This is a genomic window from Streptococcus sp. FDAARGOS_192, assembly GCF_002073815.2.
Classification (GTDB): Bacteria; Bacillota; Bacilli; order Lactobacillales; family Streptococcaceae; genus Streptococcus; species Streptococcus salivarius_H.
On sequence record NZ_CP020431.2, the window covers coordinates 1301619 to 1315964 of the forward strand.

Consider the following 14346-nt stretch of genomic DNA (forward strand, 5'->3'; position numbering starts at 1 on the left):
ACCCTTTTCTAAAAGAATATTAGATATCTAGAGTACTGTAAACGGCATTTTCTTCGATAAATTCGCGGCGAGGTTCAACCTTGTCTCCCATCAGCATATCGAAAATCTTATCTGCTTCTGCAGCATCATCCACAGAAACACGTGCCATCAAACGATTTTCAGGATCCATGGTTGTTTCCCAAAGTTGGTGGTCATCCATTTCACCCAAACCTTTATAACGTTGTACCGTAGGTTTTGAACGTCCCACACTATACTTTTCAAGAGCAGCACGCAATTTGTCTTCTTGATCGGCACCAGGTTGGATGTATTCTTTAATCTCAGAACCAACCTTAACCCCATAAATTGGTGGTTGAGCGATGTAGACATAGCCTGCTTCCAAGACTGGACGCATAAAGCGGTAAATCAAAGTCAGAAGCAAGGTACGGATGTGAGCCCCATCGACATCGGCATCGGTCATGATGACCAACTTGTGGTAACGTGCCTTACTGACATCAAATTCAGCTCCAAAACCTGTTCCCATAGCTGTGAAGAGAGAACGAATTTCTTCATTGGCTAGAATCTTATCCATGCTAGCCTTCTCAACGTTCAAAATTTTACCTCGAATTGGCAAGATAGCTTGGAATTCACGGTTACGCCCTGACTTAGCAGAACCACCGGCTGAGTCCCCTTCGACAATGAAAAGTTCATTCATTTCGGCATTGTTTGATGAACAGTCTGCCAACTTCCCTGGAAGGTTAGAAATTTCAAGCCCTGACTTCTTACGTGTCACTTCACGGGCACGCTTAGCGGCGATACGGGCCTTAGAAGCCAAAATCCCTTTTTCAACAATCTTCTTAGCAATAGCAGGATTTTCCAAGAGGAAGCGACTCAGAGCTTCACTGAAGAGGCGATTGGTAATCTTAACCACTTCAGAGTTTCCAAGCTTGGTCTTGGTTTGACCTTCAAACTGTGGGTTTGGATGCTTGACAGAGATGATAGCAGTCAACCCTTCACGAACATCATCCCCAGTCAAATTATCATCTTTTTCTTTGAGAATCTTATTCTGACGCGCATAGTCATTAATGACACGCGTTAAGGCTGTACGGAAACCTTGTTCGTGGGTACCACCTTCATGGGTGTGAATGTTGTTAGCAAAACTCATCACCGTTTCATGATAGCCAGTTGTGTATTGCATAGCAACTTCAACCGAAATACCATCCATCTCACCATCAGTGTAGATAGGTTCGTCAAAGATAACATCCTTGTTTTCATTGATGTATTTCACATAAGACGTGATACCACCTTCGTAGTGATAATGTTTCTCTTGTTCGAGACCCTCACGCTTATCTGTGATAGAGATACGGAGCCCCTTATTCAAAAAGGCTAGCTCTTGGATACGTTTAGCCAATTTTCCAAAATCAAACTCGGTTGTTTCTTGGAAAATCTCTGGGTCTGGCGTAAAGTGGACAGTCGTACCATGTTTCTCTGTTTCACCAATTACTGCTAAATCTGCTACCACGACCCCACGTTTATACTCTTGGAAGTGGATATGGCCATTTTTATAAACCTTAACATCAAGTTGTGTTGAGAGGGCATTAACGACCGAAGAACCAACCCCATGCAAACCACCAGAGACCTTATAACCGCCTCCGCCAAATTTACCACCAGCGTGAAGTACTGTAAAGACCGTTTCAACTGCAGGACGGCCAGTTTTTTCTTGGATATCGACTGGAATACCACGACCATCATCGACAACGGTGATAGAATTGTCCGGCTCAATAAAGACCTGAATATGAGTGGCGAAACCAGCCAAGGCCTCATCGATTGAGTTATCGACAATCTCCCATACCAAATGATGCAACCCTTCTTTTGAGGTTGATCCAATATACATACCTGGGCGCATACGTACCGCTTCAAGCCCCTCTAAGACCTGAATCTGGCTGGCATCATATTCTTGCGCTTTTTCTTCAAGATTTTTTAATTCATCAGTCATCTATGTCACAATCTCCAATAATGATTTGTGGCCATCAACAAGCAAGGTATCCAGACCCGCTGCTCGACCAGCCTCTATATCTATCTGGCGGTCACCTATGACCAAGCCATGTTTAATATCGTATTTGTTAATTAAATAAAGAAAACTATCTGGACTAGGCTTTCTAGCAAAACCATTTTCAGAAGTTACAACCTCCGTAAAATAAGGGGCAATCTCTGCCTTATCAAGGATGTCTAGCACCAAGTGATTACGGTGGCTAACCAAGAAATTACGCCCACCTTCTTCCACTATCTTAGCGAGGATAGCCTTAGCCCCCTCAAAAAGTACAGGCTCTTGCAAATGCTTAGCTTCCTCCTGTTTGTATAGGGTTCGAAAATCGGCTATATCGGGAGCAAATTTCGCGATAGCTGTGCTGGTTGATACCTTAAGGGCATCATAAATTTCTTGGTGCTCTGCCGTCCGACCAAATTGCTCTAAAGTTGCTAGAAAGGCTTGGGTTGATACCTGGTAATTATCCAACAAGGTACCACCCAAATCCCAGATATAATCTCCATAATTCATAACCTTAATTATACCATAAAAGGTCAGATTTTGCTTGTTTTTCACAGCTAAAAAGGCTTGGATAAGCTATCCAAACCTTAATTTTTTATTTCAGAATCAAACTTGCCACAATGGGACTAATAAAGACATATAGAATCCCTGTTACAGCAATTGAAAGACCACCCATGGCACCTGCAACCTGACCATATCTGAAGGCAGCTCCGGTACCTACGGCGTGTCCAGTTCCTCCGAGTGAAAGTCCGATAGCAACTGGATCTTTAATGCCAATCATTTTTAAGAAGACAGGACCCAAGACAGAGGTTAAGATACCCGTAATAACAACGACAACCAAGGTTACTGTCGTAATCCCCTGCATTTTTTCCGAAATTCCTACAGCCATGGCAGTCGTTACAGACTTAGGAAAGAGAGAGATGGCTAGGAAATAATCCATCCCAAAAAGCTTAGCAATCAGGGCCGTATAACTCGTATTTAAAACACAGGCAACAGTTGATCCAATTAGAATACTCTTATAGTGATGGCGCATGAGGTGTAGATTTTTATAAAAAGGAACTGCTAGCGCGACTGTTGAAGGAATAATCAAACTGTTAAGGTAAGAACCACCTACATAGTAATCCTTGTAGGAAATACCTGTATAGTGCAAAATGACAATAATCAAGGCAGTCGATACAAGAAGAGGCGTTGTTAAAGGATTAGGAAAACGGCGATAAATCAAAAGCCCTATTGTGTAAGCTAGTACAGAAAGTGTTAGCCCAAACAAGGGTGTATTAAAAAAATTAGCCACGTTTAACCTCCTCGTAATCACCTTCAAAATGTTTTTTGATGAAACCGACAACTACTGCAATCACTACAATATTAAGAACCAAGGCTCCCATAATAATCAAAATAATAGGGACAATATTCGCTGAAATAGCATTCCATCGTTCCATAATACCGACACCTGCTGGCAAAAATAGAATAGTCATATTGGCAATTAAAAACTCTGCTACTGCATGAATATGACGTAGACGAATCCACTTAAGCTGAAGAGCAATAAGAAGCAAGAACAGGCCAATAATGCTTCCAGGAATAGGTAATTTGAAGAATGTTGAAATAGCTTCACCAATAACGGCAAACAAACAAATCAACATGAATTGAACGTAGTATTTCACGACTTGCCTCCTAGGTTTAATCACCTATTAGTCTACTCCTTTTTTTTTGAATTTCAAGAGTTTTCAGTAAATTCTTTTGAAAAATTGAGAGGTATAAATCAGCCTCTTTGAATATAAAAAAATCCAACCCTAAGGCTGGACTTTATCACAGATGCCACCACCGAGAATTGAACTCGGAACGGAGCATTACCATTGCTCTATTATACCATTTAACTATAGCGGCAACTGTTTTAATCTTACCATACTTTTATTTCCTGTGGCAAGATTTTTTGCTTATTTTTTATAAATTTAAGTCTTGGTAAGGTGTACGGTAACCAACCTGTAAAACCTTACCATCTTTAATCAAGATAGGACGTTTAATCAACATACCATCTGAAGCCAAGAGTTCAACAGCTTCATCAAGAGATAGGGTTGGCAACTTATCCTTTAGACCTAGAGAGCGGTAGGATTGACCACTCGTATTGAAGAATTTCTTAAGTTCTAAATCTGACCCTACCAAAAGCTCTTTTAAAAATTGAGCTGAAGGTGGATTTTCCTTAATATTAATAGATTCAACATCTAAACCTAATTGATCGAGTTCTGCCTTTGCCTTACGACAAGTGCTACATTTGGGATATTCATAAAAAGTGTACATAATTTTCTCCTTTTTTCTAGCATAAGATATCTATCTAAGGATTGTCAAACCTAATGCCTTCTAAATGAAGTAAGAAACGCTTGGCGTCTTCTCCTGCGGCGTAATTTCCTATATGACCACTACTAGGAAGAACCCGATGACAAGGGATCAGAATCAACCAGGGATTCTTACCAACAGCAGTTCCTACAGCCTGAGCTGATTGACATGAAATCACTTTACCAATCTGACTATAAGTTATGCTCTGCCCCGCAGGAATGTCCCGTAAAGCTAACCAAACCTTTAGCTGGAAGGCCGTCCCTCTATCAGCTAGAGGCAGTTTATCTGGATTTGGATGTTCTCCTTTAAAATAAGCCTCTAACCAATTCTTGGTCATTTTCAAGATAGGATTTGAGGTGTCTACTAACTCCTCTTCCTTGATACCTGCCTGAAAATGTTTTTGCCCCTCCAACCAAATACCATAAAGCGCTTGGTCACTTGCCACCAAGCACAAGCGTCCAATAGGAGATAAATAATACTGACGATAAAGCATGTCTTTATTATAACAAAAAGACAGGAATCTCTTGTTCCTGTCAATTAACTCTTATTATTTACCTTTAATCAAACGCACACGAACGATATTGTCACTAGCTTCAAACTTAGCAACCAATTCATCAATCTTAGATTTGTCTGTTTCATCAAGGTCAAGAAGTGTATAGGCATAGTCACCCTTAGAACGGTTGATGATATTATCGATATTGATATTAAAATCAGAAACCGCAGTAGAGATACGAGCCACAATATTAGGCACGTTTTTATTAATCAAAGTGATACGGTATGGGGCACTCAAGGCCTGTTGCACACGTGGGAAGTTAACAGAGTTAACAATTTCACCTGTTTCCATGAAACGACGGATGGTTTGACCAGCCATAATCGCACAGTTAAGTTCTGCTTCACTTGTTGATCCACCAACGTGTGGGAAGACAGTCACCTTAGGTTTGTTAAGGAGGTCTTTTGTACCAAAGTCGGTGATATAGCGTTTAACCACACCTGTTTCCAAAGCATCAAAGAGGGCATCGTTATCTACCAACTCTGCACGGGCAAAGTTAATGATAGTTGTCCCTTTTTGCATGAGGTTAAAGGCATCCGCATTGAAAGTACCTTTTGTATCTGGTGTCAATGGAACGTGAACAGTGATATAGTCACAGTTTTCAAAAATCTCTTTAAGATCAGAAACACGTTTTACATGGTGAGAGATATTCCAAGCAGCTTCAATAGAAACATATGGGTCGTAACCATAGACCTTCATTCCCAAACGGTAAGCATCATTGGCAATACGTGCACCAATAGCACCGAGCCCGATAACACCCAATGTCTTACCAGCAATCTCGCTACCTGCAAACTGTTTCTTACCTGCTTCAATTTGTTTAGGAACATCATCACCACTAAGTGTGTTAACCCAAGCATTGGCCGCAATATAGTCACGTGCTGAGAGTAAGATAGAGGCCAAAACAGCTTCTTTAACAGCGTTGGCATTGGCACCTGGAGTATTGAAGACAACAATCCCTTTTTCAGTTGCTTCGTCAACTGGGATATTGTTAGTACCTGCACCAGCACGCGCAATAGCTTTCAAGTTGTCAGGAAAAACAGTGTCATGGAGATTTTGACTACGAATGATATAGGCATCCGGATTTTCCGCTAAATCACCATCAATTTGGAAATGATTTCCAAGTTCCTTCAAACCAATCTGGTTAATATTGTTATACGTTTTTACACTAAATACCATAATTTTATTCCTCTTAAATCAATGTATCCCGTGGTGAGCTGCTTCATCAAGTTCTTGATAAAAGGCTTGCTCTCGCTTAGTTTTGATTTTCTGATAAGCAAGACGTTCACCATCAATAGGAACCTTGCCACAATAGACATAGCCAAGTTTCTCCAAAATATGCTGCATGACAGTATTCTTTTCATGCGTATCGCAACGGAAATCATGAGCATCCGTTCCCTCAATAAGACCTTGAATGAAGGTTTGAGCAATGCCCTGACCCGAAAATTCACTTAAAACGGCGATTCTATGAAAAGTAATGTAGCGCTTATTGTGGTGTTTCCAGTCCCCATCATAGATTTTGTCGTAAGCAGGGTCTCCATCAACAATCACCGCAGCATAAGAAACGATTTGACCATCAACAATTCCTACATAGGCCTGCCCATTAAGGACATCGTCAAAGATAGTTTCTTCAGTAGGGTAACCATCAGCTCCTTGCCATTGAGTACTCCCCACTTCTGCTAAAGCAGTTCTAGCACTCTCAATCACAGTCATGATAGCCCCAATTTCATTTGGGAAGGCTTGTCTAATTTCCATCTCTTTACCTAATTATTTATTTTCGGCTTCAAATTTCTTCATAAAATCAATCAAGTCAAGCACACCTTGTCGTGGGAAGGCGTTATAAACACTGGCACGCATACCACCCACTGAACGGTGCCCCTTGATATTCTTGAAACCAAGAGCATCTGCTTCTGCTACAAATTTAGCATCCAAGTCTTTACTTGGTGTTACAAATGGGATGTTGCAGACAGAACGATCCTTGGCATCTTTGACAGGATTTGTGTAGAAATCAGATGACTCAATGTAGTCGTAGAGAAGACCTGATTTCTCACGTTGAATTTCAGCCATCTTGTCCACGCCACCAATTTCATTTTTAACCCAGTCAAAGACGAGTTTTGAAATATAGATGTTGAAACATGGTGGTGTATTGTAAAGTGATCCTGCTTCAGCTTGAATACGGTAATCCAACATGGCAGACAATTGTGGTTGGTCGTTAAGGAAGTCTTCACGAACGATAACAACTGTCACCCCAGCAGGTCCAATATTTTTCTGAGCACCAGCATAGATAAGGGCAAAGTCCTCAACATTGTAACGAGCAGCCAAAATATTTGAAGACATGTCAGCTACAATTGGCACACCATTAGTATCAGGCAAATCGTAGATAGATGTTCCTTCAATGGTATTGTTCGTTGTCAAGTGAACATAAGCAGCTTCTGGATCAATTGTTGCTGGGTCAAAACTTGGGATATGATCGTAAACAGTTTCTTCTGAAGAGGCCAAAAGAATTGGTTCAAAAGGAATAGTTTTTGAAAGTTTAACAGCTTCTGTATAAGCTTTTTTACCCCATGAACCACCTACAAGGTAGTAAGCTTTCTTACCTTGAGCGAGGTTAAGTGGGACCATTGTAAATTGTGTTGAAGCGCCACCTTGCAAGAAAATAACCTTATAGTTATCAGGAATGGCCATAAGCTCACGAAGTGTCGCTTCCGCATCTTTAACGATTTTGTCAAATTCTGGAGAACGGTGGGACATTTCTAGCACGGACATACCGGAATCTTGATAGTTAAGCAATTCAGCTTGGGCTTTTTCAAGCACTGGTTTTGGTAATGTAGCAGGTCCTGCTGAGAAATTATAAATTGTCATAAAGACACCTCCAAAATTTTAATGGTCCTATTATAGCGAATTTTCTGAATATTGTAAAGTGTTAACAGTAAAAAACGAACGGGATTAACCGCTCGCCTCAAAAAAGTTAGGTATTTTATGTATATTCTTATCAGTAATTGATTTTAGTATCCGTTTATTTTTGCTTAAGAAAATAGGCTGCCCCAATTAGATTAGCTCCATTATGATGATGACAAGCAACAATCTCGGGACGTTTAATAATTTTACCGATAAAGTCAATCTCATGGTGAACCTTATCAAACTGGCGGTTGACCTCCTCGATAAGTATCGGCTGAGCTGAAATACCACCTCCAATAACAAAGGTTTCCACATCAAAGATGGTTTGAAGATTCAAAATGGTAATGGCTAGATTACGGCAATAGCTTTCAAAAAGCGAATAGACCGTTTTATCTCCTGCATTTATGGCCTTAAATGCGGCTAAACCATCCTTTAAATCTGAGTTACCTAGCACTTCATTTACCTCGGTAATTAAACCGACAGCCGACAAAGTCATGCCTCGCATCAATGAAGGATCAACTTTTTCCATTTGAACTGGTAAAAGAAAGGTCAACTCCCCCGCTTGAAAGTGGCTTCCTTGAAAAAGTTTACCATTAATAATAAATCCACCACCTAGACCTGAACCCAAAACAAGGGCTGCACCATTGGTCACTCCTTGCAAATGACCTGTGGCTAGCTCTGCTAAGGCCGCTGCTTTACCATCATTAAGAGCCATTACAGGCAGATGGTACTTGGCTTCGAGGACCTCTTTAATACGAAAGCCGTGGAAGAACCTCAATAAGCCACCATGATAAATCACACCTTCCTCAGTATCAACTGTCCCTGGAACACTAATTGCTAAACCTGATAAGTCTACTTTAACTGAAGTAACTATCTGATCAATCACGTCAATAGCTTGTTCCAAGGTTTGTGGGGATGACTGCGTCGGCAGATTCTTTTCAATGGCGAACTGCTCCGAAACAAGTGCTGACTTCACCTGTGTTCCCCCAAAATCAATCGCTAAAATCGTCATAAGCATCCTCCACAGATTGTTTTTCGTCATTATAACACAAAAGAGCAAAAACTAGAAAAAACGGTTCCAAAATGCTATCATAAACTTACACAATTAGATAAAAGGAGTATCTCACATGACTAAATTTCTACACACTTGTGTCCGTGTCAAGGACCTAGAAGCCTCACTTAAATTTTATAAAGAGGCACTTGGTTTCAAAGAAGCTCGTCGAAATGATTTTCCAGAATATAAGTTCACCCTTGTCTATTTACAACTCGAAGATGATCCTGATTATGAGTTGGAATTAACCTATAACTACGACCATGAAGCTTATGATCTCGGGGATGGATATGGTCATATCGCCGTTGGTGTTGATGACCTAGAAGCTACACACCAAGCTCACAAAGAGGCTGGCTACACTGTTACAGACCTCTCAGGTCTTCCTGGTAAACCAAAAATGTACTACTTTATCACTGATCCAGATGGCTATAAGATTGAAGTTATCCGTTTGACGCAATTCCTAGAAAAATAAAACAAAAAAAGTCAGATCGTATAGATCTGGCTTCTTTTTGTGCTTAATTTTTATTATCTGTCTTTAAGGCTGACAAAATTTGGGTACGAATATCATCCACACCGTTTGGATTATTTGGTAGGAATAAGGTTTGATTGCCTTTAGCCGCAAAAGTATTAAGCGTATCTAAGTATTGGTTAGTCAAAAGAATAGACATAATCTGCTCTTCAGACATACCCACATTGGCCTCTTTAAGTTCTGCGATTGATTCAGCCAATCCATCAACGATAGCCTTACGTTGTTGGGCAATACCAACCCCGTGAAGACGATCTTTTTCAGCTTCAGCTTCAGCTGCTGTGACAATCTTAATCTTATCAGCTTCTGCCAATTCTTGAGCTGCGACACGCTTACGTTGAGCAGCATTGATTTCGTTCATAGACTGTTTAACTTCAGCATCTGGTTCAACTTTGGTAATCAAGGTCTTAACAATGATATAACCATAAGTTGTCATTTCTTCAGCCACTTGGTGTTGAACCTCAAGGGCAATTTCATCTTTCTTCTCAAAGAGTTCATCGAGCGTCAATTTAGGAACTGATGAACGGAGAGCATCCTCAATGTATGATTTAATTTGAGCTTCTGGACGCATGAGTTTATAGTAAGCATCTGTAACATTTTGCTCATTAACACGATATTGAGTAGCCACATTCATCATGACAAAGACATTGTCCTTTGTCTTAGTCTCAACCACAATCTCACTTTGAAGCAAACGTAATTGAATACGAGCGGCAATTTTATCGATACCAAATGGTAAACGCATATGAATCCCACTCGTTGCAATTTTTTGATAACGCCCAAAACGTTCAACGATAGCCACTGACTGTTGACGTACAACGTAAAGCATACTGATGAGAATTCCCAAAATAATCAGGAATGAAAACAGTAAAAAGAGAAGTGCTGCTTGCATGTTAAGTCCTCCAAAATAAACATTAAAATTTTCTTTGCTTTATTATAGCACAGTGATACAATTTTTCAAGAAAAATAGCATAGCTCGTTCGAAATAGTGTAAAAGAGACACTTTCTTTATCGCTTATATGTCAGCACTCTTGAAAACTTGGAAACTCCTGTTAATCGAGAGAGTTGTACGCAACAGGCGAGACTTTTCGATATAAGAAAAAGGCTGAAACGAAATCGTTTCAGCCTCTTAGTATTTTCGAAAATAAAATCGTTTGAAGAATCATTCTAGATGGCATCCAAAACTCAAATCTCAAAAGACTTACTTACGATACATTTTAACTTGAAGGTAAATATCGTTATAGATTCCGAGCCATTTTTGTCCTAAGTTGTTATAGACTTCAAGGTTTTTAATGGTTGATTCTGATGGATAAAAGGCTTTATCATCAGTAATACTCTTTGGAAGCAAAGCTTTAGCTGCTTGGTTAGGTGTGGCATAACCGATATATTCAGCATTTTGGGCTGCATTTTCCGGTTTAAGCATGAAGTTGATAAAGGCATAAGCCTCTTTTTCATGCTTTACAGTCTTAGGAATCACCAGATTATCAAACCAAAGATTTGAGCCTTCAGATGGGACAACATAACGTAGGTCCTCATTTTTATCAAGCATCTCACTAGCTTCCCCTGAGAAGGTTACTCCAATGGCCGCATCACCTTGAACCATGTAGCCCTTCATCTCGTCACCAACAATAGCCTTGATATTTGGTGTTAGACTATTAAGTTTAGTTTCAGCCAAACGTAATTCAGTCATGTTCTTCGTATTCAAGCTATATCCCAGGCTATTGAGTGAGAAACCAAGGACTTCACGCGCACCATCAACTAGCATAATCTGGTTTTTGTAATCTGGTGACCAAAGATCATCCCAGTGCTGTGGTGCTTTTTTCACCAATTTTGAATTATAAACAATACCGACAGTTCCCCAGAAATAAGGGATGGAATAGTCATTGTGAGGGTCAAAACTAAGCCCTTTAAAGCTTGAACCAATCTGGTCAAAACCTTTGATTTTAGATTTATCCAACTTCACCAAAAGGTCTTCCTTAACCATTTTATCAATGGTATAGTCTGACGGTACAGCGATATCGTAGGTTGTTCCGCCCTGCTTAATCTTGGTATACATGGCTTCATTGGAATCAAAGGTTTCGTACTGAACCTTGATGCCCGTTTCTTTTGTAAATTTGGTCAGGAGGTCTGGGTCAATATAATCACCCCAGTTATAGATAACTAATTTGTCCGACACATTTCCTGTACGACTCTGCATGTAGGCAGAGATACCCCAAAGGAAGAAGATAATGGCTAAGATACCTGCCAGAAATTGATAGAGTCTACGCATCCTGCTCCTCCTTCTCCTTGGTAATCGCATAGTAACCTATCACTAAAAGAATAGAGAATAGGAAAACAACGGTAGACAAGGCATTGATTTCCAGAGAAATCCCTTTACGTGCACGTGAGTAAATTTCCACAGCAAGTGTTGAAAAACCATTCCCCGTTACAAAGAAGGTTACTGCAAAGTCATCCAATGAATAGGTAAAGGCCATGAAATAACCAGCAATAATACCAGGTGTCAAGTATGGCAACATAACCTCACGTAACATCTGCCATTGAGTGGCACCTAGGTCATAAGCGGCATTCACCATATCTCGATTCATTTCCTTGAGACGTGGCAACACCATGAGAACCACGATTGGGATTGAAAAGGCAATGTGACTCAATAAGACAGATACAAAACCTAGTTGGAAACCAATCAAGGTGAAGAGAATCAAGAAACTTGCACCAATCATAACGTCCGGTGCAACCATGAGCACGTTATTTAGAGATAAAATCCCAGTCTGCTGCTTCTGTTTACTCTCGTAGATAAAGATAGACCCAAAGGTACCAATAATCGTTGCCAGAAGAGCGCTAAGGAAAGCTAAAAAGAAGGTTTGAGCCAGGATTAACATAAGTCGGCTATCTGAAAACATGCTCTGATAGTTATCCAGAGTAAAACCTGTGAAACTATTCATATCGCCACCACTATTGAAAGAATAGGCGATTAAATAAAAGATTGGCAGGTAAAGGATAACAAAGACAAGAGCTAAATAGAGATTTGCAAATTTTTTCATTGACGTCTCTCCTTTGTTAACCACATTGTCGCAATCATAGCAGCAATAAGAACAACACCAATGGTTGCCCCCATTCCCCAGTTTTGTGTCGTGAGGAAATGCTGTTCGATAGCTGTCCCTAGGGTGATAACTCGGTTACCACCAATCAAGCGTGTCAGCATAAAGAGGCTGAGACTAGGAATGAAGACCGACTGGACACCAGAGCGTACCCCATTAAGCGATAAGGGAAAAATAACCTTGGTAAAGGTCTGCCAATCATTGGCTCCCAAATCTTTACTTGCATTCACAATATTTTCATCCAAATCATCCAGTGCATTGAAAATCGGTAGAATCATAAAGGGAATTTCAATGTAACTAGCTACGAAAATAAAGGAGAAATCCGTAAAGAGGATTTGCATGGGTGCAATCCCAAAGAAACCGAGAAAGGCATTGATACCGCCTTGTTGACCAAAAATCCCCATAAAAGCATAGGCTTTCAGAAGGAGATTGACCCAGGTTGGCAAAATGACCAACATCAACCAAAGTTGCTTATGCTTCAGTCTGGTTAAAAGATATGCCGTCGGATAAGAGATAATAAGCGTTACCAGAGTAATGATGGCTGCATAAAGAACCGAGTTAAAACTCATCCTTAAGTAAGTCCAACTGGAAAAGAAGGTGCCATAATTATCCAAAGTAAAGTTGCCACTGATATCAAAGAAAGACTGATAGAGTAGCATGAGCACTGGAGCAACCACGAAGAGTAGGAGCCAAAGGAGGTAAGGTACCGAGAAGAGGCTAGCTGTTTTCTTCATAGCGCTCCTCCTCAATGGCATTAATCAAGCCATCTTCATGTTCTTCCACTTCCACATATTCTTCAATACGTGCATCGAACTCTTCTTCTGTCTCATTAAGACGCATGATATGAATATCCTCAGGCGTAAAATCAAGACCGATAATCTCACCCTCAATCGCCTTACGGGTTGAATGAATCATCCATTCATTGCCAAGATTGTCATAGGCAATGATTTCATAGTGGACCCCACGGAAGAGCTGAGTTTCCACGCGAACTTGCAATTTGCCTTCCTCAGGAAGTGTAATCTGCAAATCTTCAGGACGAATAACCACTTCGACAGGTTCGTTAGGACGCATTCCTCCATCAACAGATTCAAAACGTTTCCCATTGAACTCAACCAAATAGTCCTCAATCATAACACCTGGTAGGATGTTAGATTCTCCAATAAAGGTTGCAACGAAGTGGTTAATAGGTTCGTCATAGATATCAACCGGAGTTCCTGATTGAACAATTTCACCATCGTTCATAACAAAAATCCAATCCGACATGGCCAAGGCTTCTTCTTGGTCGTGGGTTACAAAGACAAAGGTAATCCCTAGACGTTGCTGCAATTCGCGCAACTCGTATTGCATTTCAGTACGTAGTTTCAAATCCAGTGCTGACAAGGGCTCATCCAAAAGGACCACACGTGGTTGGTTAATAATTGCTCGGGCAATGGCAACACGTTGACGTTGACCACCTGATAATTTTTGAATTGAGCGTTTTTGATAACCATTGAGTTGAACCATCTTTAAGGCTTCTTCTACACGCTCTTCGATTTCCTTTTTAGGCACCTTTTTCAATTTAAGGGCAAAAGCCACATTGTCAAAGACATTCATATGTGGAAAGAGGGCATAAGATTGGAAAACGGTGTGGACATCCCTTTTATTGATAGGAATATCATTGATACGCTTTCCATCCAAAAGGACGTCACCACTGGTCGCATCTAAGAGACCTGCAATGATGTTCAAAATTGTTGATTTACCAGAACCAGAAGCCCCAAGTAGGGTATAAAACTTACCTTCTTCTAATTCAAAGTTGATGTCTTTTAAAACTTGTGTGCCACTGTCTTCAAACACTTTTGAGACGTTTCGAAAGGCAATAATCGGATTAGTCAATTGTCATAA

General features: G+C 40.4%; 16 protein-coding genes and 1 tRNA gene. 1 reads left to right on the forward strand and 16 read right to left on the reverse strand.

Annotated elements, in window-relative coordinates; all coding sequences use genetic code 11:
* Positions 1 to 19: 19 nt before the first annotated feature.
* The 11 genes from gyrB to A6J31_RS06750 form a co-directional block, all read right to left on the reverse strand.
* Entirely contained in the window at positions 20 to 1972 is a 1953-nt protein-coding gene (gyrB, locus tag A6J31_RS06700; RefSeq protein WP_037601635.1) for a DNA topoisomerase (ATP-hydrolyzing) subunit B, read from the reverse strand.
* Positions 1973 to 2533 carry an HAD-IA family hydrolase gene (locus tag A6J31_RS06705; protein WP_037611867.1) on the reverse strand — a complete coding sequence of 187 codons (561 nt, stop codon included), beginning with the start codon at positions 2531 to 2533 and terminating at the stop codon, positions 1973 to 1975. It abuts the gene before it with no gap.
* 85 nt (positions 2534 to 2618) lie between these two features.
* Positions 2619 to 3314, reverse strand: coding sequence for an LrgB family protein (locus A6J31_RS06710; RefSeq protein WP_002886784.1), 696 nt, complete (start codon positions 3312 to 3314; stop codon positions 2619 to 2621).
* On the reverse strand, positions 3307 to 3681 hold the full coding sequence (locus A6J31_RS06715) for a CidA/LrgA family protein (RefSeq protein WP_002884266.1): 375 nt from the start codon (positions 3679 to 3681) through the stop codon (positions 3307 to 3309). Before A6J31_RS06715 ends, A6J31_RS06710 begins: the two co-directional genes overlap by 8 nt.
* A gap of 152 nt (positions 3682 to 3833) precedes the next feature.
* Positions 3834 to 3904 (reverse strand) — tRNA-Thr (locus A6J31_RS06720).
* A 57-nt stretch (positions 3905 to 3961) separates the two neighbouring features.
* Complete coding sequence (locus tag A6J31_RS06725) at positions 3962 to 4315, reverse strand: arsenate reductase family protein (RefSeq protein WP_014634868.1); 354 nt, start codon at positions 4313 to 4315, stop codon at positions 3962 to 3964.
* A gap of 34 nt (positions 4316 to 4349) precedes the next feature.
* Positions 4350 to 4844: a methylated-DNA--[protein]-cysteine S-methyltransferase gene (locus A6J31_RS06730; RefSeq protein ID WP_014634869.1), complete on the reverse strand. Its 495-nt coding sequence runs from the start codon at positions 4842 to 4844 to the stop codon at positions 4350 to 4352.
* A 54-nt stretch (positions 4845 to 4898) separates the two neighbouring features.
* Positions 4899 to 6077 (reverse strand): 3-phosphoglycerate dehydrogenase family protein, encoded by a 1179-nt coding sequence (locus tag A6J31_RS06735; protein WP_080610771.1) that lies wholly within the window; start codon positions 6075 to 6077, stop codon positions 4899 to 4901.
* 18 nt (positions 6078 to 6095) lie between these two features.
* Positions 6096 to 6653 (reverse strand): GNAT family N-acetyltransferase, encoded by a 558-nt coding sequence (locus A6J31_RS06740; protein ID WP_080610772.1) that lies wholly within the window; start codon positions 6651 to 6653, stop codon positions 6096 to 6098.
* A gap of 12 nt (positions 6654 to 6665) precedes the next feature.
* Positions 6666 to 7760: a 3-phosphoserine/phosphohydroxythreonine transaminase gene (gene serC, locus A6J31_RS06745; protein WP_080610773.1), complete on the reverse strand. Its 1095-nt coding sequence runs from the start codon at positions 7758 to 7760 to the stop codon at positions 6666 to 6668.
* Between the two features lie 154 nt (positions 7761 to 7914).
* Positions 7915 to 8808, reverse strand: coding sequence for an ROK family protein (locus A6J31_RS06750; RefSeq protein WP_048790227.1), 894 nt, complete (start codon positions 8806 to 8808; stop codon positions 7915 to 7917).
* Positions 8809 to 8923: 115 nt separating this feature from the next.
* On the opposite strand from A6J31_RS06750, the gene A6J31_RS06755 reads away from it, so the two are divergent.
* Complete coding sequence (locus tag A6J31_RS06755; protein WP_002884456.1) at positions 8924 to 9319, forward strand: VOC family protein; 396 nt, start codon at positions 8924 to 8926, stop codon at positions 9317 to 9319.
* Positions 9320 to 9362: 43 nt separating this feature from the next.
* Here A6J31_RS06755 and A6J31_RS06760 read toward each other — a convergent pair whose 3' ends face one another.
* From A6J31_RS06760 to A6J31_RS06780, 5 genes are all read right to left on the reverse strand, one after another.
* Positions 9363 to 10262: an SPFH domain-containing protein gene (locus tag A6J31_RS06760; protein WP_004183097.1), complete on the reverse strand. Its 900-nt coding sequence runs from the start codon at positions 10260 to 10262 to the stop codon at positions 9363 to 9365.
* A 309-nt stretch (positions 10263 to 10571) separates the two neighbouring features.
* Positions 10572 to 11639 (reverse strand): ABC transporter substrate-binding protein, encoded by a 1068-nt coding sequence (locus tag A6J31_RS06765; RefSeq protein ID WP_080610774.1) that lies wholly within the window; start codon positions 11637 to 11639, stop codon positions 10572 to 10574.
* Positions 11632 to 12408 (reverse strand): ABC transporter permease, encoded by a 777-nt coding sequence (locus A6J31_RS06770; RefSeq protein ID WP_002884421.1) that lies wholly within the window; start codon positions 12406 to 12408, stop codon positions 11632 to 11634. The genes A6J31_RS06765 and A6J31_RS06770 overlap by 8 nt, the downstream gene beginning before the upstream one ends.
* Positions 12405 to 13199 (reverse strand): ABC transporter permease, encoded by a 795-nt coding sequence (locus tag A6J31_RS06775; RefSeq protein ID WP_021143764.1) that lies wholly within the window; start codon positions 13197 to 13199, stop codon positions 12405 to 12407. The genes A6J31_RS06770 and A6J31_RS06775 overlap by 4 nt, the downstream gene beginning before the upstream one ends.
* On the reverse strand, positions 13183 to 14337 hold the full coding sequence (locus tag A6J31_RS06780; RefSeq protein WP_002884517.1) for an ABC transporter ATP-binding protein: 1155 nt from the start codon (positions 14335 to 14337) through the stop codon (positions 13183 to 13185). The genes A6J31_RS06775 and A6J31_RS06780 overlap by 17 nt, the downstream gene beginning before the upstream one ends.
* Positions 14338 to 14346 lie beyond the last annotated feature (9 nt).